The sequence below is a fragment of the Butyrivibrio sp. genome (assembly GCF_017635265.1).
Lineage (GTDB): Bacteria > Bacillota > Clostridia > Lachnospirales > Lachnospiraceae > Butyrivibrio.
The window spans coordinates 12,189-32,396 of record NZ_JAGBLU010000119.1; the positions used below are offsets into that span (position 1 = coordinate 12,189).

The 20,208-nt window shown below is 39.3% G+C and carries 18 protein-coding genes; 14 read left to right on the forward strand and 4 right to left on the reverse strand.

The window, feature by feature from the left end:
* The first annotated feature begins 5 nt into the window (after positions 1–5).
* The 4 genes from J6O61_RS14930 (at position 6) to J6O61_RS14945 (ending at position 3,111) form a co-directional block, all read left to right on the forward strand.
* The gene (locus J6O61_RS14930; RefSeq protein ID WP_292214828.1) at positions 6–1,052 is read left to right on the forward strand and encodes an ABC transporter substrate-binding protein; all 1,047 of its coding nucleotides are present in this window, start codon (positions 6–8) and stop codon (positions 1,050–1,052) included.
* A gap of 90 nt (positions 1,053–1,142) precedes the next feature.
* Entirely contained in the window at positions 1,143–1,517 is a 375-nt protein-coding gene (locus J6O61_RS14935) for a response regulator (protein WP_292214831.1), read from the forward strand.
* Positions 1,510–1,914: an amino acid-binding protein gene (locus J6O61_RS14940; protein ID WP_292214833.1), complete on the forward strand. Its 405-nt coding sequence runs from the start codon at positions 1,510–1,512 to the stop codon at positions 1,912–1,914. The genes J6O61_RS14935 and J6O61_RS14940 overlap by 8 nt, the downstream gene beginning before the upstream one ends.
* 9 nt (positions 1,915–1,923) lie before the next feature.
* Complete coding sequence (locus tag J6O61_RS14945) at positions 1,924–3,111, forward strand: MalY/PatB family protein (RefSeq protein WP_292214835.1); 1,188 nt, start codon at positions 1,924–1,926, stop codon at positions 3,109–3,111.
* Positions 3,112–3,225: 114 nt separating this feature from the next.
* On the opposite strand, the gene J6O61_RS14950 is transcribed toward J6O61_RS14945, so the two are convergent.
* Entirely contained in the window at positions 3,226–4,188 is a 963-nt protein-coding gene (locus J6O61_RS14950) for an alpha/beta fold hydrolase (protein WP_292214837.1), read from the reverse strand.
* Between the two features lie 4 nt (positions 4,189–4,192).
* Entirely contained in the window at positions 4,193–5,683 is a 1,491-nt protein-coding gene (locus tag J6O61_RS14955; RefSeq protein WP_292214838.1) for an MFS transporter, read from the reverse strand.
* A gap of 160 nt (positions 5,684–5,843) precedes the next feature.
* Here J6O61_RS14955 and J6O61_RS14960 point away from each other — a divergent pair, with 160 nt between their 5' ends.
* The 3 genes from J6O61_RS14960 to sdaAA are packed head-to-tail and all read left to right on the forward strand — an operon-like array spanning position 5,844 to position 7,908.
* Positions 5,844–6,344 carry a CinA family protein gene (locus J6O61_RS14960; RefSeq protein WP_292214839.1) on the forward strand — a complete coding sequence of 167 codons (501 nt, stop codon included), beginning with the start codon at positions 5,844–5,846 and terminating at the stop codon, positions 6,342–6,344.
* Positions 6,344–7,012 carry an L-serine ammonia-lyase, iron-sulfur-dependent subunit beta gene (gene sdaAB / locus J6O61_RS14965; protein WP_022773400.1) on the forward strand — a complete coding sequence of 223 codons (669 nt, stop codon included), beginning with the start codon at positions 6,344–6,346 and terminating at the stop codon, positions 7,010–7,012. Before J6O61_RS14960 ends, sdaAB begins: the two co-directional genes overlap by 1 nt.
* 17 nt (positions 7,013–7,029) lie before the next feature.
* The gene (gene sdaAA / locus J6O61_RS14970; protein ID WP_292214840.1) at positions 7,030–7,908 is read left to right on the forward strand and encodes an L-serine ammonia-lyase, iron-sulfur-dependent, subunit alpha; all 879 of its coding nucleotides are present in this window, start codon (positions 7,030–7,032) and stop codon (positions 7,906–7,908) included.
* Here sdaAA and J6O61_RS14975 read toward each other — a convergent pair.
* The gene (locus tag J6O61_RS14975) at positions 7,901–8,812 is read right to left on the reverse strand and encodes a NifB/NifX family molybdenum-iron cluster-binding protein (protein WP_292214842.1); all 912 of its coding nucleotides are present in this window, start codon (positions 8,810–8,812) and stop codon (positions 7,901–7,903) included. The genes sdaAA and J6O61_RS14975 overlap by 8 nt on opposite strands.
* Positions 8,813–8,992: 180 nt before the next feature.
* On the opposite strand from J6O61_RS14975, the gene J6O61_RS14980 reads away from it, so the two are divergent.
* Positions 8,993–10,498 (forward strand): flotillin family protein, encoded by a 1,506-nt coding sequence (locus J6O61_RS14980; RefSeq protein ID WP_022773404.1) that lies wholly within the window; start codon positions 8,993–8,995, stop codon positions 10,496–10,498.
* 97 nt (positions 10,499–10,595) lie between these two features.
* A complete protein-coding gene (locus tag J6O61_RS14985; protein ID WP_292214845.1) occupies positions 10,596–12,755 on the forward strand; it encodes an ATP-dependent helicase in 2,160 nt (719 codons plus the stop codon).
* Between the two features lie 3 nt (positions 12,756–12,758).
* On the opposite strand, the gene J6O61_RS14990 is transcribed toward J6O61_RS14985, so the two are convergent.
* Positions 12,759–14,570 (reverse strand): carboxylesterase/lipase family protein, encoded by a 1,812-nt coding sequence (locus tag J6O61_RS14990; protein WP_292214847.1) that lies wholly within the window; start codon positions 14,568–14,570, stop codon positions 12,759–12,761.
* 166 nt (positions 14,571–14,736) lie between these two features.
* On the opposite strand from J6O61_RS14990, the gene J6O61_RS14995 reads away from it, so the two are divergent.
* The 5 genes from J6O61_RS14995 (at position 14,737) to J6O61_RS15015 (ending at position 20,142) form a co-directional block, all read left to right on the forward strand.
* A complete protein-coding gene (locus J6O61_RS14995) occupies positions 14,737–15,435 on the forward strand; it encodes an ABC transporter ATP-binding protein (protein ID WP_292214849.1) in 699 nt (232 codons plus the stop codon).
* Positions 15,436–15,446: 11 nt separating this feature from the next.
* Positions 15,447–17,768, forward strand: coding sequence for an ABC transporter permease (locus tag J6O61_RS15000; RefSeq protein ID WP_292214851.1), 2,322 nt, complete (start codon positions 15,447–15,449; stop codon positions 17,766–17,768).
* A 100-nt stretch (positions 17,769–17,868) separates the two neighbouring features.
* Positions 17,869–18,693, forward strand: a complete 825-nt coding sequence (locus J6O61_RS15005; RefSeq protein ID WP_292214853.1) for a transporter substrate-binding domain-containing protein — start codon at positions 17,869–17,871, stop codon at positions 18,691–18,693.
* Between the two features lie 20 nt (positions 18,694–18,713).
* Positions 18,714–19,370, forward strand: coding sequence for an amino acid ABC transporter permease (locus J6O61_RS15010; RefSeq protein ID WP_292214854.1), 657 nt, complete (start codon positions 18,714–18,716; stop codon positions 19,368–19,370).
* Between the two features lie 19 nt (positions 19,371–19,389).
* A complete protein-coding gene (locus tag J6O61_RS15015; protein ID WP_292214856.1) occupies positions 19,390–20,142 on the forward strand; it encodes an amino acid ABC transporter ATP-binding protein in 753 nt (250 codons plus the stop codon).
* The last annotated feature ends 66 nt before the right edge of the window (positions 20,143–20,208 follow it).

The following is a 20,208-nucleotide window of genomic DNA, read 5'->3' on the forward strand; positions in this document are numbered from 1 at the left end:
GAGATATGAGAAAAAACGCCATGTTAGCGCTGGTACTGCTCCTGCTTTCGGTTACTCTGACCGGATGCGGGAGCAGTGCTGTTAATTCACAAAATAAAAATGAAGAAGCGGAGATTGGTCAAAATCTGATAACAGTCGGATTTTCGCAGCTTGGAGCAGAATCGGACTGGAGAAGTACGAATACAGAGTCTATGCTCGAAGCACTTTCCCAGGAAAATGGATATAATCTTATATATAAAAACGGACAGCAGAAGCAATCTAATCAGATTACTGCAATCAGAATGTTTATCCAGCAGGAAGTTGACTATATTGTACTTGCACCCGCCATGGAGACCGGATGGGATTCGGTTCTGTATGAGGCAAAAGAAGCCGGTATACCTGTAATAATCGTTGACAGACGAGTTGACGTTGTCGATAAGAATCTTTATTCATGCTGGGTGGGATCTGATTTTGAGCTTGAAGGAAAAAAAGTTACTGCGTGGCTTAAAGCCTTCACCGAAAAAAAGGGTATATCTCCGGAAGATGTACATATAGTTAATATTCAGGGAACCATCGGGTCTACTGCGCAGATTGGCAGATCCAGAGGCTTGGCCAATGCCGCCAGGGAAAACGGATGGGATATATTAGACGAAGTCAGCGGCGATTTTACCGAGACAAGGGGAAGAGAAGTCATGGCCTCGTTTCTTCGCAAGTACGACAATGTAAATGTTGTGTATTGCGAGAACGATAATGAGGCAATCGGCGCAATTGAGGCCATAGAAAATGCAGGAAGAAAAGTTGGAACCAACATTACAGGTGGTGAAATAATGGTTGTTTCTTTTGACGGTGTTAATCAGGAGGCTATCAATTACGCCAAAGAGGGAAAAATTGCATGTATTGCAGAATGTAATCCACACCACGGACCAAGAGTGGCTTCTTTAATAGAAGCCCTGAATTCAGGAAAAACGCCGGATAAGTTTAATTACGTTTCAGAAAAGCTCTACAGCTCTTTTGATGATGTAGAATATGTTACAGTAGATGGAATATCATATTTGATTGATGAAGTTGAATAAAAGTGGTATTTTTATTTATATTTTATTGTATAGCTTATGTTTTACTGTCATAATAGTATTACTAACGTTGATTTGGTTTAGGAGAATATTATGAGGAAAAAAATACTTATAGCTGATGATACTAATCTAATGAGAGAAATGTTAAAGTCTGCGCTTGATCCGGAGAAATACCAGATTGTTGGCGAAGCTATGACGGGGGAACAGGCGGTAGAGTATTACAAGGAGAAACAGCCGGATCTTTTGATCCTGGATATAAATATGCCCAAGATGAACGGCATTGATGCACTTACCGAGGTTATGAAGATTGACCCTAAGGCCAATGTTATCATGTGTTCAGATCAGAAATATGAGAATATGATCGTTCTGGCTCTGAAAAAAGGGGCAAAAGATTTTGTGGTAAAGCCATTTACATCGACGGATGTCGTTGTGGCTGTTAGAAAGGTTTTTGGGGAAGAAGATGCTTAAACAAATTTCAATCTATGCTGAGAATAAGAAAGGATGCCTGCAGAGTATTACCGGAATTCTTTGCCAGAATGGAATTAATATACTTGGTTCTGTTACAAATGATTCTGCTGAATATGGAATAATCAGAATGGTTGTTTCAGATACTGAAAAATGTATTGAAGTGCTCAAAGGTGCGGGCTATATATGTAAGACTACGCCTGTTATAGCTGTTGAATGTCAGGATGAAGTAGGAGCCTTTGACAAGATTTTAAAAACGCTTTTTTCAAGTAACATCAATGTAAATTATACATATCTTTCATTTAATCGTGAGTCGGCAAGACCTATAATGGTTATCAACACCGATGATATAAAGGCTGTCGAGAATATTCTTGTCAATAAAGGATATAACTGTATTTAAGGAGTAGATATGTACGATTTCACCGCATCCAAAGACAAAGTCAGTGATAACTCTTTTAAGTACAAGGATATGTATAAGAGAAATCCTGACGTTCCATCGGGGATTGTACCAATGTCTATTGCAGACATGGAGTTTCGAACTGCCCCTGAGATTACTGAAGAGGTAAAGAAGTATTTAGATACAAACGTGCTTGGATACACAGATGCCTCTGATGGATATCTCAACTCAATAGTAAATTGGATGAGGAAAAGACATAACTATCATATAAAAAAAGAATGGATAGCGCCATCAGACGGGGTAGTTACTGCTATAGGAGATCTCATCCTTTGTATGACTGCCCCGGGGGATGGCGTTGTTGTTTTTTCTCCGGTCTATAATCCTTTCAAAAGGGCTGTAAAGATGAAAGGAAGGACACTTATTGACATACCGCTGCTGTTAGATAAAGATGGATATCATATTGATTATGATGCCTTTTTGCAGGCTGCAAAGAAAAACACAACAAAGCTAGTGATTTTTTGCAATCCGCATAATCCGATCGGCAAGGTTTGGACCGGTGAAGAACTTCTTAAGGTATATGAGATTTGTGTTGAAAATCAGCTTTTTATAATTGATGATGAGATTCATCATGACCTTATAATGCCCGGGTATAAGCATACAGTAATGGCTAATGTTGCGAAAGATGCCGGAAAACATATGGCTGTTTGTACTGCACCCAGTAAGAGCTTTAATCTTGCCGGACTTCAGACAGCTTCCATTATCATACAGAATTCTGAAATTTTAGACAGGTTCAAAGCTTCCAGGCTTGACGGATTCAGATCAGTGACTAATGTTTTGGGGATGGTAGCATGTGAAGCTGCTTATAATTATGGTGAAAAGTGGCTGGATGAATGTATTGAGGTTATAAATCGCAATGCCATTTATGTTTCTGAATTTGTAAAAACGAATATGCCGGAAATTAAAATTTTTCCATTAGAGGGTACTTATTTATTATGGTGTGATTGTAGAGCCCTGAGGCTGGAGAAATCCAAATTAGAGGAATTTATGACTGAAAAAGCATATATATTTGCTGATGAAGGTTATATTTTCGGTGAAGAGGGAACAGGCTTTGAAAGGCTAAATATTGCATGTTCTGAACAGACTGTCAGAGAAACCATGGATAGGCTTTTTAAGGCATATAAAAGATATATCAAGAAGTAAAGGAGTTAATTATAAATGGTTACCAAAAAGAATAAAAAGATAGTTGCGATAATTGCACTGGCACTTATTCTTGCGATGGTTATCGGAACAGTTGCCAGTGCTTTGATTTAGGGGTTATAGTTTGTCCAGTGTATTCAAAACAGCAGAAAAGTACGCCTTTCTGCTGTTTTCATCTGCATTGAAAATTTCATGGCGTGAATTATCAAAGCTTATGAACTTAGCAGATGGAACAAGTTTCTTGAACTGTTCATATCCTTCAGGATCAATTAGATGATCATTTCCTGCTGTAAAAACTGTAATTGGAATGTTAAGTCTGTCAGCATTTTTCATAATGAGTTTGTTGGTCCTAAGGCTGGCAAGAGCCCACCCTATTGAAGCCCCATAGGTCTGATAGTGTTCATCCTTAAGCCGCATATTAAACATATAATCATATCTTGGTTTGGACATGGCACTACTCGTTTCAAATACAGGCTTGGCATCAAATCTTCTTTGCCCAGGAGCAAGTAACTTACGCTTTCCGAATAAGAAGGAAAAGACTTTAAGAGCCGCAATCAGTATTGGTGAGGTGTTATTCTTCATTTTGAACATCGGAGAGCTTAAAATAGCAGAATCAAAAAATCCCGGGTACATTTCCAGATAAAGTGTCCCAACAGCACCGCCCATTGAGTGAGCTATGATGGTTTTTTTCATGGATTGTGTCTTTGGTGTTACAATCTTCTCAATAAATACATGTAAATCTTCAACATATGTTTTGTAATCATCAATAAATACAATATCCGGGGCATCTAATTTACCTTCGGAATATCCGTGACCGCGCTGTTCCATGAAAAATACAGCATATCCGGCTTTATAAAGATACCAGGCATATTCATGGAATTTGCCCCAAAACTCACAGAAACCATGAACAAGTACGACAGCCCTTTTGGCTGAATCCGGAATAGCATAGTAATAGTTTATTTCTGTTTGGTCAAAAGATTTGTATTTGCCTTGAGAGACATATTTATCGCGCCAGGCTTTATTATCGGTTTTCATAACTTCCAAGAAGTCATCTTCACCTAAAAATTCTACTTTTGTCATATGGTCATGCTTCCTTTGTCAGTTTATTTGCATTCTCCGTTTTCCAGAGATTATCATAAGAAAAACCGGTGACTTTTTCACAGATTTTCTTTTCTTCATCGGTTGTTAGTGATGAATCTTCACCTTTTCTGCGGGCGATTTCTTTTTGTATAATATCAAACTCTTTACCTGTAAGAGGAAAGATAACGGCTGTTATAAAAAGTAGAGTAATGAGTATTGCAGGCACTATGATATAAATCATTGCGATACCTTCCTGAGTAGAAAGAGATTGTCTTCCACCGGCATTAGCGATGTTCTCATCAAATCCGACTGCAGCAAGAAGAAAACCTATTCCGGCTGCTGAGAGACCTGAGGATATTTTTCTTGCAAAAGTAGCCATTCCCGAAACGATTCCGGGACGTCTTATGGATGTGATAAGTTCATCAACTTCGGCCATATCTGCCATAATAGCGAAAATACTTGTAAGTGTCGCAGCATTACCAAAACCGATAAAAGCAGTAAGAATAAGAACAGGAACAATACTGGCACCTTCGTAAGAAAAAGCTAAAAGTCCAAGAGTTCCGATAAGTCTTGTTGGAGCACCAATAAGAATTGTTGTCTTTTTTGATGTGCGGCTCATTACAGGTCCCCATACTACCATACCGACAAGCTGAGAAACCAGTATTGTTGCCATGAGGTAAATGAAATAGCCATTTGAATAGCCGTTTAATACATCATCAATGTAATAGACCGCCATCCCTGAAACGAAGTCCATGCCACATTGTCCAAAGAGATAAATTCCCAAAAACAGTTTAAATGATCTGCTCTTAAGAACACTTATAGACTGTGGAAAGCTTTCTTTTAATGTTGTTTTTACAGGCTCTTTTTTCTTTTCCCATGTTCCAATGAATGTAACAGTAGTTGTAATAAAGAAAAGAATGCTGAATATAAGTGCGCAGGTCATATATTGTGAGGGCTTTGTGTTGTCTTTTATGATAAAAGACGGAACAAGGCCGCAGACCATTGAACCCAGAGTGGACCACACCATTCGGACTGTGGAGAACTTTGAGCGCATAGAATAATCATCGATCATGTCTGGCAATAAGCCATTGTATGGAACCATTAGAATAGTGAAGCCTGTTGAAAAGAGGCAAAACATGATCAGATAGAAAAAGTACATTGCCCAAACGGATTGTGTTGGAATAGTGAGCCAGAGAAGTAAAAATGTCACTGAAGAAGCTATTCCGCCAATAAAGATATAAAAACGCTTTGCTCCGTATTTTGATACGGTTCTGTCTGTGATGTTGCCCATCATTGGATCTGTGATGGCATCCCATATTTTTCCTACTAGTGGAATTGTTCCGGCAAGAGCTGCCGGTATACCAAGTGCTTTTATCAAAAACACGGTAAAGAACGTGTTGATAATAACAAAAGCACCTCCTCCATAGAATTCTGCCATTCCAAACATTATTCTGTGTGCCATGTTATAGTTTGGCTTTTTTCCATAGTATTCCATTGATGTAACCCCCTAAAATCCCCAATTTTGTCACTTTTTATTTTATCATTTTTAAAAAAGCACAAAAATGGTAAAATAGATAGATTCTATTACGCCTAATTCGTCAGATTTTCACAATCTATGCTATTATTAGGTAATATTTGAGGTAGAGGGAATATAAATGAACGAAAAAAAAATCAGAGAAAAATACAATATAATTACAGACCTTCTTATGTGCAAGGGGCTTACTATAACAACCATGGAGAGTTGTACAGGAGGACTGATAGCTTCTCTTTTAACTGATATTGAAGGATCTTCGGCTGTCATTAAAGGGGCTTATGTAACATATTCAAATGAAGCCAAGATTATGGAAGGAGTTCCGCAGAATATAATTGAAGAATTTGGTGTTTATTCAAAAGAGACAGCTGATGCTATGGCTATAGCATGTAAAAAAAGCTTTGGCGCTGATATCGGAATAGGGGTAACAGGAACCATGGGAAACAAGGATCCTCTAAATGAAGACAGCGCGCTTGGGCAGATATATTATACAATTGCTTATAAAAACGATTGTTATTCCAAAGATACGATTATAATGCCGCAAAAGAGCAGATACGATTACAAACTTGAAGTTGCGGATATTATTGCTGATGATCTTCGTTCAATAATAGAAGAGAGGTTTTAATGAACGTATTTGATATGATCGGGCCCATAATGATAGGACCATCAAGTTCCCATACAGCTGGTGCTGTCAGACTTGGAAGAGTAGTGAATAAGCTTATAGATAACAGACAGCTAAAAAAGGTTGAAATAACTTTGTCAGGTTCTTTTGCCCAGACCTATAAAGGGCATGGAACAGACAGAGCGCTTTTAGCCGGCATCATGGGATATAAAAGCTATTCTCCGGAAATCCGAAGTGCTCTTGATATTGCTTCGGAGCAGGGGATTGATTATGAGTTTATTACAGAGAATATAAAAGGCGCCCATCCTAATACTGCCAGGATCCATTATTTCTTAAATGATGGAACTGAAGGCGTCATGCAGGGGGCAAGTATAGGCGGCGGAAACATATTGGTTAACCAGATCAACGGAATGAATGTTGAGTTTAACGGTGAAAATAATACAATTCTGGTAATGCATGAGGATAAGCCCGGCGTCATCGCCAGTGTGACCAATATGATGCATTGGGAGCATGCAGAGCTCAATATTTCTAATTTTCATTTGTCCAGGCAGGAAAAAGGCGGCGATGCCATCATGACTATTGAGATTGATAATCAGCCTCCGGATACGCTGGTGGATGATATTAGGAAGATTGACCATGTTACAAATGCGATCTTGATAAGAAGAGTCTGAATTAGAAATGGATATTTATGCTTAAATACGAATCTGTCAGCGAATTAGTAGCTGAAGCTGAAAAAAGAAATATAAAGATAAGTGAACTGGTTTTGGAAGACCAGGCTAAAAGCATGGAAAAAGAGCCACTTGAACTCTATGAAAAAATGGAGATCAGCTTTCAGGTCATGAAAGATTCAATAAATGAAGGTATGAAAAAAGATCAGAAATCCATGTCAGGTCTTACCGGTGGTGAAGGCTATCTTATGAATGAGTATGCCGCTACAGGTGGTATCAGCGGGAACTTCATGACAAAAGCAATGGCCAGAGCTTTGGCAGTAGCAGGCTGTAACGCCTCAATGGGAAGGATCGTTGCTGCTCCTACAGCCGGAAGCTGCGGCATTTTACCGGGATGTCTTGTGTCACTTTACGAAGACCGCGGTTTTGAAGAAAAAGATGTGGTCATGGCTATGTTTACTGCTGGTGCAATTGGAATGGTAATAGCAGAGAAATCCAGTGTGGCAGGAGCTCAAGGGGGATGTCAGGCTGAGTGTGGAAGTGCTTCAGCTATGGCTGCAGCAGCACTTGTAGAAGTAATGGGTGGAAGGCCATCTCAGTGCGCAGATGCCTGTGCTATGGCTATTTCCAATCAGATGGGACTGGTCTGTGATCCGGTAGGCGGACTTGTTGAGATACCATGCATAAAAAGAAATGTATCAGGCCTTGCGATTGCTTTTTCAAGCGCAGATATGGCACTTGCGGGAATCAGGGCCAATATTCCGGCAGATGAATGCATAGGTGCAATGCGAGAAGTCGGTGATGCACTTCCGGCCTCATTAAAAGAAACCGCTGGCGGTGGACTTGCCACAACGCCAACGGGTCGTAAACTTCGTGATAAAGTTTTTGGTCTTACTTAACTTCTACAAGTTCAATCTTGAAATTAAGCTCTTTGCCAGCCATTTCATGGTTGGCATCTAATGTGATAGTTGTATCAGTCTTACCTACAACTTTAACAGGGAATGGTCTTCCGTACATATCCTGAAGGTAAACCTTCTGATCAACTGTCAGGTCCTCTGAACCGGGAAGCTCAGCAATCTCTACAGTGAAGATAGCTGTAGGATCTGCTTCTCCATAAGCTTCTTCAGGCATGAGATGCACATCGAGTGTCTCACCTACGTTCATGTTAGCAACAGCCTTGTCAAATCCATAGATCATCATGCCTGCGCCGCATACGAACTCAAGAGGCTCTCCTCTGTCATAGGATGAGTCAAACTTTGTTCCGTCGTTGAAAGTACCAATGTAGTGTGTACGGCATGTCTTGCCAACATTTTTTCCCTCGAATGAAGGAGCTGAATGGCAACCGCTGCATCCGCCACAGCCACCTGAAGCACAACCGCCTTCCTCATCTCCGCAGTCGCTTCCACAACCACCTTCATCATGGTGTCCACAGCTATGTCCATCTTCGTGGTCGCCGCATGTGTGGCCCTCACCGTGATGGTCGCAATTTACACCAGAGCTCTCAAGGTTTCCGCTAAGGTAAGCTTCAACTACTTCATCAGTATTTCCGGATGTTCCGGCGCATACTTTAATGCCGTTCTCTTCAAGAGCTGAGAAAGCTCCTCCGCCGATCCCGCCGCAGATAAGAACATCAATTCCCTTATCGCCAAGAAGTCCGGCTAAAGCACCGTGACCGCTTCCGTTTGAGCTTATTATCTCAGAGGATACGACTTTTTTATCCTCTACTGTATAAATCTTAAACTCGCTTGTATGTCCAAAATGCTGAAAAACTTCACCGTTTTCATAAGTAACTGCAATTTTCATTATTCTTTTCCTTTCCAAATAAAAAGTCACTAGTGCATAGTAACATAAATTGCCAAAAAAGCAAAATATAGTGAAAAAACACGCTTATGTGCATATTTAAGGCTGATATAGAGCGTTGTACACTTTTTTTATCAAGAAAAAAGTATTGTTTTAGGGCAGAACCCTAAGAAAGGTGGAACAATGACAATTTCAGCTATTATTTTAGCAGCACTTATTCTTCTTGTAGTGATGGTAATTGCTACAGGATATGTAAAGGCTCCTCCAGACAGAGCCTATATTATTTCCGGTATGCGCAAGACCCCACGAATCCTTATCGGCCGCGCAGGCGTTAAGATTCCTTTCTTTGAGAGAGTTGATAAACTCTATCTTGGACAGATGACTGTAGATATCAAAACAGAGCAGTCAGTACCTACAAACGATTTCATCAATGTAAATGTAGATGCAGTAGCAAAGGTAAGAATCGGAACAAATCCTGAATCAATTCAGCTTGCTGCCAAGAACTTCCTCAATAAAGATCCTCAGCAGATCACAGAGGACCTTCAGGATTCTTTACAGGGTAACATGCGTGAGATCATTGGTACTCTTGCTCTTAAGACTATCAATACAGACCGTGACAGCTTTTCAGATCAGGTAATGGAAAAAGCCTCAAGAGATATGAGTAAGCTTGGTATCGAGATCCTTTCATGTAACATCCAGAATGTTACAGATGAAAATGGTCTTATAAATGACCTTGGTATGGATAACACAGCCAAGATCAAAAAAGATGCAGCCATTGCTAAGGCACAGGCAGACAGAGACGTAGCTATTGCAAAGGCTGAAGCTGATAAAGCAGCTAATGATGCAAGAGTTCTTGCACAGACAGAGATTGCTGAAAAGAACAACGCTCTTGCAATCAAGCAGGCAGAACTTAAAAGAGAAGCAGATACAGCAAGCGCTGTAGCTGATGCAGCTTACGAGATCCAGCAGCAGGAACAGCAAAAATCCATTCAGACAGCAACTGTTAATGCTCAGATCGCTAAAGCAGAACGTGAAGCAGAACTCAAACAGAAGGAAGTTCTTGTTAAACAGCAGGAACTTGCAGCTGAAATCGAGAAAAAAGCTGATGCTGAAAAGTATCAGGCTGAAAAGAAAGCTGAAGCAGAGCTTGTTCAGAGACAGAAAAAGGCTGAGGCAGCCAAATACGAGCAGGAGCGTGAAGCTGATGCTAAAAAAGCTCAGGCTGAAGCTCAGAAATATGCGGCTGAACAGGAAGCTGCAGGTATTAAGGCTAAATATGATGCTGAAGCAGCCGGTATTGCTGCAAAAGGTAAAGCGGAAGCCGAAGCGATCAAGGCAAAAGGTATTGCTGAAGCTGAAGCAATGGAAAAGAAAGCTGAAGCCTACAAGAAGTACAACGGAGCTGCTATGGCAGAGATGATGATCAAGATCATGCCTCAGATGGCTGCTGAAATTGCAAAACCACTTTCACAGATTGATAAGATCAATATCTATGGAACAGGTGATGGAACAAATGGCGCAAGCCAGATTTCAGGAAATATGCCAATCGTTATGAAACAGGTATTTGATACAATGTCAGAAGCTACAGGCGTTGACTTTACAGAGATCATGAGAGCCGGAACATACGATGCAAAGGTAAATAAGAACATCAATATTACAGGCGCAGACGTTTCTGTAGAGACTAAGTAATACAATGAGCCATATATAACATATATAATAAATATGTTATATATAGCTCTTTTTTTATTGCTTCACTAGCTGCGATTATTATTGTATAGTAGACACCATGAATGAGAATTACTTTTTTGAAAAATATACAGCTAAACTAAATGATCAGCAGCTGGAAGCAGTAAAAACCGTGGAAGGGCCCGTACTCCTTTTGGCTGTTCCGGGAAGTGGTAAGACAACAGTTCTTGTCCATAGGCTTGGGTATATGCTCATGGTAAAAGAAATACCGCCGGAAAATATACTTACACTTACGTATACAGTTGCAGCAACAAGAGATATGGCGGAGAGATTTGTTAAGGTCTTTGGAGAAGACGCTGCAAGGAATCTTGAGTTTCGTACCATAAACGGAATCTGTGCCAAGATAATCAGCCATTATGCGAGGCTTATAGGAAAAACGTCTTTTGAACTAATTACAGATGAAAAGATATCCGGAAAAATTCTTACAGATATCTATGTAAAGGTAATGAACGATTATCCCACGGAAAGCGACATAAAAACTGTAAGGACACTTATTACCTATTGTAAGAATATGTGTCTTTCAAGGGATGAGATAGAAAAACTAGGTAAAGATGAATCTATTGAGCTTCTAAAAATATATGAGGCGTACAATAAAGAGCTTAAGTCTCGAAGCCTTATGGACTATGATGATCAGATGATATATGCCTACAGAATGCTGAAAAACAGCCCGGATCTATTGGAGTTTTACCGCAACAAATATAAATACATATGCGTGGATGAAGCTCAGGATACTTCAAAAATCCAACATATGATAATAGGTCTTTTAGCCGGGAAAAGCGGAAATCTGTTTATGGTGGGAGATGAAGACCAGAGTATATATGGTTTTAGGGCGGCTTATCCTGAAGCTCTTTTAAACTTTGAAAAAGAGCATTTGGGGGCAAAAGTTCTTGTAATGGATAAAAACTACAGATCAAATGCGACGATAGTTGAGACTGCAGATAAATTCATTCAAAGAAACTTCAATCGTCACAAAAAGCACATGACAGCAACAAGGCAGGCAGGAGCTGATATTAGCTATGTTACTCTTCAGAGCAGGGAATCCCAATATAGCTTTCTTTTGGACATTGCTCAAAATATTTCTGTTCAGACTGCTGTTTTATACAGGGATAATGAGTGCATTTTGCCTTTGGTTGACATATTGGAGAGGAAAAATATCGAATACAGGATAAAGAGCTCGGATATGGCTTTTTTTAGCCATAGGGTGGTAGCAGATGTTGTAAACATCCTAAAGTTTGCCCTTAATCCCATGGATCCGGAGCTGTTTCTTAAAGTTTATTTCAAGTTTCAGACATTTCTTCGCAAGCAGGATGCCATGCAAATGTGCGATATTGCAGACAGGAGACATTGTGGGATTTTAGATGCGGCAGAGGAAATTGAATTAAACAAAAGAATACTTGGAAATGTAAGATCTCTTAGAACTCATTTCATGCATATGACCAGTGACTCCCCTATAAAGGCAATAAACAGGATTCAAAAATACATGGGGTACGGTGATTATCTCAAGGATAACAATATAGATGATAACAAACTTTTTACTCTGCAGATGCTTGCCAAAAACGAGAACACAATTCCCGGATTCCTTGACAGGCTTGAAGAACTTAAGGATATTCTTTCCCAGAGGAAAGAAAACTACAGATCAAAGCTTATTCTTTCAACAATCCACTCAAGTAAAGGGCTTGAGTATGACACAGTTATACTTATTGATGTTGTAAATGGCGTTTTTCCGGGCAAGATAATCAAGTCTTTTGCACAGGCTACTCCGGAAGAAAAGCGGGAGAACGAAGAAGAAAGACGTATTTTTTACGTCGGAATGACCAGAGCAAAAGATAAACTGATTATTTTCAAATATAAAGATAAAGCGTCAGTCTTTGTTGGGGAACTTTGTCCCAAAGAAAAGTGGGCAGAGGAAGAGCCGGAGCCTTCAAGCAGGAAGAATAGAAAAAAGAGTGTAAATGAGTTAAAAAAGCCAATTTCATACTTAAAACAAAAGAAGGCACCGGTTTCTTCCGAAAACGTGCCCTCTAATCTCGTAATAGGTTCCCGTGTAACTCAGACAAAATACGGGACAGGAACAATTGTTGATGTAGACTGGGATGAAGATGAAATCCCAACCAAATTCATAGTAGAATTTGATGACCATACAAAGAAAAAATTCATGTTTCCTGTTGCTTTTAACATGGGAATGGAGATTACTGATTGACAGCTACTCTTCGCTATCCATGTAATGATCTATAACTTTATATAATGGTAAATTAGGGTCCGCAATGGGCTCTATTTTATTATCAAGATTCAAAAGGAGCTGATTGTTTGCAGTTACAAGCGGCCATTTTGGCAGACCTTCGCCATTTGGATCGCCTGTTTTGACAAAGTTTACCCAATAGTTTTGCATTATTTCGGAGAGTTCAAAATCACTTTCGTCGTAGTTTTTGGCATGTCTGTGAAGGTTTCCGTAGGCGTATGGCAATTCTCCTGCGTGATGGTTTGAGATTCTGCTGTTGGTCTTGGTAAAATAGTACTCATAAACAGGTTTATTTTGGCTAACCATGTAGTTGGTCCATATGTAATGAGAATAACTAAACCACATTGCGCTATAGGCTGTATTCAATGAGCCCTTGGCTTCTCCTTTTTTGTCAATGATGATATATTCATCCCTTGAAGCAGCATCATAAGGGAGAACTTCTGCCATTTCTCTGGCGTAGCTGCTCAAATCTTCTGCTAAAAGCTCCACATAGTTTTCTTTGGTTGCCTTGGTATCGAGCATGAATGCATCCGCCTCTTTAAGATTGAAGCCGTTTAAAAGAGCTTTCTCATGATTATTTCCTTTTTCATATGTGAGGTAGGGCTGTTCTGTGATTGCATACCCGTCCAAAGTCATGGCGGAATTGTTTGATGTTGTTTTTACGAGTTCCTCTGCGGGAATGTTTCTAAGTTCCTGCGAAGAAGATACAGAAAATTCTTCCTTCACAATATTTCCCTGTTCTAGGGCATCATCATAGGATCTGAAAGTATGGAACGGTTTTTTGGCAACAATTCCGCTGGATTCGGCTATGGCATAGTTGAACAGTCCTTCGGTTAAAGGGGAAACGCATAAAGCATTAACACTGGAAGCACCTGCCGATTCGCCGGCAATAGTTATCCTGTCAGGATCTCCTCCAAAAGCTTCAATGTTATCGCGAACCCATTTAAGAGCTGCAATCTGATCCAAAAGTCCATAGTTTCCGGTGGTGCCGTTTGGAGATTCAGCTTTAAGATCATCAGATGCGTAATATCCAAATACTCCAAGCCTATAAGCAAAGTTTACAAAAACAACACCTTTTTTAGCCAAATCTTCTCCTCTGTATTCAGTATAGGAGGATTGACCTGTGGTAAGAGAACCCCCATGTATGTAGAATATTACCGGGAGTAACTCATCGGTTTCTTTTTCAGGTGAAAAGACGTTGAGGTAAAGGCAATCTTCGCTCATTTCTTCGCGATATTCATCACCAATTTTAATACTGTAATCGTTCCATCCCAGAATATGAGATAAGGAATCATATAGCGCCGAACTTCTTGGCTGCATAGCCATTGGTCCAAAATGATCACATGCAAGAACCCCATCCCAAGGCTGTGGCGCAGCCGGTTCTCTAAATCGCAGATCCCCGACAGGAGGTGCAGCATAAGGGATTCCGGCATATACCTTCACAGATTTGTCCTCGTTGTAGACACCGGTTAATGTGCCCTGGTTTATAGTTACAGGTGCTGTAATTTCAGGATTTTTGTTATCTACAGCAGGGACTCTTTTATATGGCGGAGCTGTAAGATTGTAATTTATTACAAGAATAATAAAAAATGCGCACCACATTATAAAAATAGCCGGAAATTTCCCGGAAAATCTGCTTATAATGTTGTTTTTAAGTACCATCATCAGCACAGCAGCTAAGATACCTACAGCCCATCCGATTAAAATATTTTTTGAAAGCTCTAACAGTATCAGATACATGATAGTTAAAATAATTACAGCTATATAGAAAAACATTTCTTCTCCTTCTGTAAAAATAAATTGTTTACAATACTATATCATCAAATTATATTCCATTAAAAACGTTTTGACAATGATTTTCAATAGTAATATTCTATGTATTGAAGTTAGCGATTGCTAACGAATTAAAAATATGGACGATCTGCAAATAAGGAGAAAAGGAATGCAGCTTGAATTACAAAACATAAAAAAATCCTATGGTGAAAGCGATAACAGGATAGAGGTTTTAAAGGATATAAATTTAAGCGTAGAAAAAGGCGAATTTGTTGTGCTTCTTGGACCTTCCGGCTCCGGAAAATCCACTTTGCTTAATATTATTGGAGGAATAGACAATGCTGACTCCGGGAAAATAATCATTAGGGGGAAAAGTATGTCAGATATGGATGATAAATCACTTACAAATTACAGAAGAGAACATTTAGGATATATTTTTCAAATGTATAATCTGATTCCTAATCTTACAGTCAGAGAAAATATTGAAGTTGGGGCATATTTATCAAAAAATCCCTTGGATATTGATGAAATAATGGGCGTATTAGGACTTGCGGAACATCAAAATAAGATTCCGAGTCAGCTTTCAGGCGGTCAGCAGCAAAGATGTGCTATTGGAAGAGCAATAGTAAAAAATCCCGATATTCTTCTTTGCGATGAGCCTACGGGAGCTCTGGATTATAAAACCTCAAAAGAAATTCTTTCGCTTATAGAAGAAGTTAATCAGAAATATGGGAACACAGTGATTATGGTAACTCACAATGACGCCATAAAGAATATGGCAGACTTTGTAGTTAAGCTAAGGGACGGAGTTATAAGGAAGAGCTACAGAAATGAAGCAAAACAGAAAGCGGAAGAACTTGACTGGTAAGGGGAAATTTCATGAAAAATCCATTAAATAAAAGATTATTCAGAGAACTTAAGAGCGATATAGGAAAATACATAGTAATTTTTATACTGCTGGTCTTGTCTATTGGATTTGTTTCGGGGTTTCTGGTAGCCGGAGAAAGTATGATAAAGGCTTATAAAGAAAGCTTTGAAAAATACACCATAGAAAACGGAAATTTCAGATCGGAAGAGAAACTTACGTCTTCTCAGAAGGAATGGATAGAGCAAAGAGGTATAACAGTATACGAAAACTTTTATATAGAAAAAGAATTTAACAATGAAACAACAATAAGAATTTACGCAAACAGAGAAGAAATAGATAAAGTTTGCGTCATGGATGGCAGACTCCCGGAAAAAAACGGAGAAATAGCCATAGATAGGATGTATGCAGAGAATAATGGTCTTAGAATCGGTGATGAACTATCGGAAGAAGGAAATGGTTACAAAATTGTAGGACTGGTGGCATTATCTGACTACAGTGCACTTTTTTACAGTAACAATGATATGATGTTTGACGCATCAGCTTTTGGAGTTGCAGTTGTTGATAAAGAGCAGTTTGAGGAGTATCTTGATGACGGTATAAGGTACAATTATTCATGGCTCTATGATGAAGAACCGGAAGATGAGATTCAGGAAAAAGACCTGTCAGATGAACTTATGGAGGCAATAGCCCAAAAAGTTTCACTTGAGAACTTTATTCCAAGATATTTAAATCAGTCAATCACATTTACCGGCGAAGATATAGTAGGCGATAAGGCCATGATGGAGGTACTTCTTTATATAATAATCATAATCACTGCATTCGTATTTGGAATAACCATTAATAACACCATTCACAAGGAAGCTTGTGTTATCGGCACGCTCCGGGCATCCGGATATACCAGAAATGAACTCATAAAGCATTACATGGAAATGCCGCTTATCGTTACTATTATTTCAGCTGTCATTGGAAACATACTTGGATACACATTTTTTAAAAATGTGTGCGTCGATATGTATTATGGAAGTTACTCGCTTCCGACTTACGTTACTATATGGAGTTCAGAAGCCTTCTTTAAGACCACGTTTATCCCGCTGGTGATAATGATTGCGATAACGCATGTTATTTTAAGAAAAAAGCTGTCATTAAGTCCTCTCAAGCTTATTAGGAGGGATATTTCAGGAAAGAAGCAGAATAATGCAATAAAACTTGGGAACAGCATCAGATTTTTTGATAGATTCAGAATAAGAATTCTTATTCAGAATAAGAGCAGCTATCTGATCTTGTTTTTTGGATTATTTTTTGCCAATGTCCTTTTGTTTTTTGGGATGATGCTGCCGCCGCTTTTAATACATTTCCAAGGTGTTGTTACACAGAGCATGCTTGCTAAACACATATATCTTTTTCAGGTTCCTGCAGGAGCAATAGATACTCAGGATCAGCTTTCTGCAGCATTTTCCTATATCTTTTACCAAAACAAGATATCTACTAACAACCCAGATGCGGAGAAGTTTTCTGCATATAGCCTTAAAACTATCGGTGAGAACGGAGCCAGAGTTGAGGAAGTGACTCTTTATGGAGTAATTGATGATAGCAGATATATTCAGACAGATTTTGATGAAAAAACAGTACTTATTTCCTCGGCTTATGAGGATAAATATGGTCTGAAAAAAGGAGATGTCATTACGCTAAAGGAACCCTATGAAGACAAGTACTATGGATTTAAGATTACCGGTACTTATGATTATGATGGTGGAATTGCGGTGTTTATGAGCAAAAAACACCTGAATGAAACTATGGGATTGGATGAAGAGTATTTTTCAGGATACTTCTCCGATAGCGAAATAACGGACATTGACTCCAAGTACATTGGAACTACGATTGATGAGGAGACTCTTACCAGAGTATCGAGGCAGCTTATGATATCCATGGGCAATTTGATGTACATGGTGGATGGTTTTTCAATAATTCTGTTCATTGTTTTGATATATCTGTTATCAAAGCTGATAATTGAGCGCAATGTTCAGTCAATTTCTATGGTTAAAATACTTGGATATTCAAAAAAAGAGATAGCGCTTCTTTATATCATGCCAACTGCAATTGTGGTAGTGGCATCACTTCTTATATCATATCCGATTTTATCCTATGTTATGGTTGGGGTGTTCAGAGTGATGCTCAAGCAGATGATGAGTGGATGGTTGATAATCTGGCTTGATCCTTCGGTCTATGTAAAGATGTTTCTTATGGGACTTGTTACATACGCCGTTACAGCGATTATTGAATATCGCAAGATAGGCTATATTCCAATGAGCGAGGCACTAAAAAACGTAGAATAAGTCATAATAAATGAGCTATAATATTTAGAAAAGATTTCTTTACATCGGTAATTCACTATGATAATGTGATAAAGTAAATGTTATTCGAAAAGGAGAACTTATGAAAAAGAAATTTGTTTCTGTATTTATGGCTTTAACTACGGCTTTGATGTTCACAGCCTGCGGAGGGGCTGCCACTGACAGCAGCGATGAGAGCGCTAAAGAGACTGTGTCTCTTGAAAACGATGTTGAGTATATAAAGTCAAAAGGCAGTCTTATTGTAGGTATTACTGATTTTGCACCTATGGATTATAAGGATGAAAACGGAGAGTGGATAGGTTTCGATGCCGATATGGCAAAAGAAATCGCAAAGTCACTGGGAGTAGAGGTTCAGTTTGTAGAAATTGACTGGGATAATAAAGTTTTAGAGCTTAACAATAAATCAATAGACGTTGTATGGAATGGCATGACACTTACACCTGAAGTGACAAATGCAATGACATGTACCAACGCATACTGTAATAACGCGCAGGTAGTTGTTGTTAACGCAAAGGATGCTGAAAAGTACAGTACACCGGAGTCGCTTTCAGACCTTACATTTGCAGTAGAGTCAGGATCGGCCGGAGAAGCAGCTGCAAATGAGAACGGCTTTAATGCGACAGCGCTTAAATCCCAGGCTGACGCGGTTATGGAAGTCGCAGCCGGAACATCTGATGCATGCATTATTGATCTTCTGATGGCAGGAGCCATGGTTGGTGAAGGCACAGGATATGCAGATCTTACTCACACTGTTGAGCTTACAACTGAAGAGTACGGTATAGGTTGCAGAAAGAATTCAGATCTTGCTTCATATATCAATGATCAGTTAAAAATCTTGTATGATGACGGAACCATGAAAGAAATAGCTACAAAATATGGCGTGCAGGATGCACTTGTTCAGCAGTAATTTTAAAGGAATAGCAATATATGTTTACGACAGTTACACTATCACTTCTTGAGGGCTTTTTAGGCACTTTAAAACTTTTTGTGCTCACATTGGTTTTCTCGTTGCCTTTGGGACTTGTAATCAGCTTTGGCTCCATGAGCAAAAACCCGGTGTTAAGACTACCTGTCAGGTTCATAATATGGGTAGTCAGAGGTACACCGCTTATGCTACAGCTTTTGGTTATTTTTTATGGCCCGGGGATTTTTTTGGGAAATAACCTTTGGGGATCGGGAGCTACAGGTAGATTTACTGCGGCGCTGGTTGCTTTTGTATTTAATTACGCTTGTTATTTCAGTGAGATATTCAGGGGCGGCATTCAGTCAATTCCCAAGGGACAACATGAGGCCGCTGCTGTGCTTGGTCTGACAAAATCGCAGGCATTTTTTAAGATAATTCTATTACAGGTAGTAAAGAGAATAGTACCACCTATATCCAACGAAGTTATCACTCTGGTAAAGGACACATCACTTGCCAGAGTTATTGCGTTCTACGAAATAATATGGGAAGGTGAGCGCTTTATTAAGAGCAGCGGAATCATCTGGCCGCTCTTTTACACGGGCGTATTTTACCTTGTTTTTAGTGGACTTTTGACTCTTCTTTTTGGATTTATTGAAAAGAAACTTGATTTTTTTAAGTAATTAATAGGCGGTGCTTTTTATGGCAATACTTGAAGTAGAAAATATAACTAAAGGTTTTGAAAATACAGAAATACTAAAGGGAATAAGCTTTGATCTTGAAAAAGGTAAGACACTTACTATTATAGGAAGATCCGGAAGTGGAAAAACAACCCTTCTTAGGTGCCTTAATTTTCTGGAAACTCCCGACAGCGGGACTATAAAAGTAAACGGAGAGGTCTTGTTTGATGGTAAAAATCCGTCTTCAAGTGAGAAAGAGCTAAGAGAAAAGAGACTTCATTTTGGGATGGTATTTCAGCAGTTTAATCTTTTCCCGCAGTATACAGCTTTGGAGAATGTAGTTCTTGCTCCGGGACTTCTTAATCCTGAAAAAGACAAAGTGCAGATCCTTGTGGAAGGGAAAGCAATACTTAGTAAGATGGGGCTACTGGACAGGATGGACAATTATCCTCATCAACTATCCGGGGGTCAGCAGCAAAGAGTAGCTATAGCAAGGGCGCTGGCTCTTAAGCCGGATATACTTTGCTTTGATGAACCTACGTCTGCCCTTGACCCGGAGCTTACAGGAGAAGTCCTTAAGGTAATCAAAGATCTGTCGAGACAGGAAACTACCATGATAATAGTCACCCATGAAATTGAGTTTGCAAAAGATGTTTCAGATGAGATTATATTTATGGATGATGGAATCATTGCCGAAAAGGGGAGCCCAAGGCAGGTTATTGACAGTCCTCAAAATGAAAGAACCAGGCAGTTTTTACTTAACTATCATACGTGATTATTTTAGACCGGAGGTTACAGACTTCCGGTCTGTTTTTGGCTTATAGTGGAAATAATATGGTAT

Excerpts from the sequence above, each read along its gene's own strand:
- sdaAA (WP_292214840.1), top strand. The coding sequence starts at position 7,030 with ATGCTTAAATACGAATCTGTCAGCGAATTAGTAGCTGAAGCTGAAAAA.
- J6O61_RS14995 (WP_292214849.1), top strand. The coding sequence starts at position 14,737 with ATGCAGCTTGAATTACAAAACATAAAAAAATCCTATGGTGAAAGCGAT.
- J6O61_RS14935 (WP_292214831.1), top strand. The coding sequence starts at position 1,143 with ATGAGGAAAAAAATACTTATAGCTGATGATACTAATCTAATGAGAGAA.
- J6O61_RS14955 (WP_292214838.1), bottom strand. The coding sequence starts at position 5,683 with ATGGAATACTATGGAAAAAAGCCAAACTATAACATGGCACACAGAATA.
- J6O61_RS14980 (WP_022773404.1), top strand. The coding sequence starts at position 8,993 with ATGACAATTTCAGCTATTATTTTAGCAGCACTTATTCTTCTTGTAGTG.
- J6O61_RS14960 (WP_292214839.1), top strand. The coding sequence starts at position 5,844 with ATGAACGAAAAAAAAATCAGAGAAAAATACAATATAATTACAGACCTT.
- J6O61_RS15005 (WP_292214853.1), top strand. The coding sequence starts at position 17,869 with ATGAAAAAGAAATTTGTTTCTGTATTTATGGCTTTAACTACGGCTTTG.
- sdaAB (WP_022773400.1), top strand. The coding sequence starts at position 6,344 with ATGAACGTATTTGATATGATCGGGCCCATAATGATAGGACCATCAAGT.
- J6O61_RS15015 (WP_292214856.1), top strand. The coding sequence starts at position 19,390 with ATGGCAATACTTGAAGTAGAAAATATAACTAAAGGTTTTGAAAATACA.
- J6O61_RS14990 (WP_292214847.1), bottom strand. The coding sequence starts at position 14,570 with ATGTTTTTCTATATAGCTGTAATTATTTTAACTATCATGTATCTGATA.
- J6O61_RS14975 (WP_292214842.1), bottom strand. The coding sequence starts at position 8,812 with ATGAAAATTGCAGTTACTTATGAAAACGGTGAAGTTTTTCAGCATTTT.
- J6O61_RS15010 (WP_292214854.1), top strand. The coding sequence starts at position 18,714 with ATGTTTACGACAGTTACACTATCACTTCTTGAGGGCTTTTTAGGCACT.
- J6O61_RS14945 (WP_292214835.1), top strand. The coding sequence starts at position 1,924 with ATGTACGATTTCACCGCATCCAAAGACAAAGTCAGTGATAACTCTTTT.
- J6O61_RS15000 (WP_292214851.1), top strand. The coding sequence starts at position 15,447 with ATGAAAAATCCATTAAATAAAAGATTATTCAGAGAACTTAAGAGCGAT.
- J6O61_RS14930 (WP_292214828.1), top strand. The coding sequence starts at position 6 with ATGAGAAAAAACGCCATGTTAGCGCTGGTACTGCTCCTGCTTTCGGTT.
- J6O61_RS14940 (WP_292214833.1), top strand. The coding sequence starts at position 1,510 with ATGCTTAAACAAATTTCAATCTATGCTGAGAATAAGAAAGGATGCCTG.
- J6O61_RS14950 (WP_292214837.1), bottom strand. The coding sequence starts at position 4,188 with ATGACAAAAGTAGAATTTTTAGGTGAAGATGACTTCTTGGAAGTTATG.
- J6O61_RS14985 (WP_292214845.1), top strand. The coding sequence starts at position 10,596 with ATGAATGAGAATTACTTTTTTGAAAAATATACAGCTAAACTAAATGAT.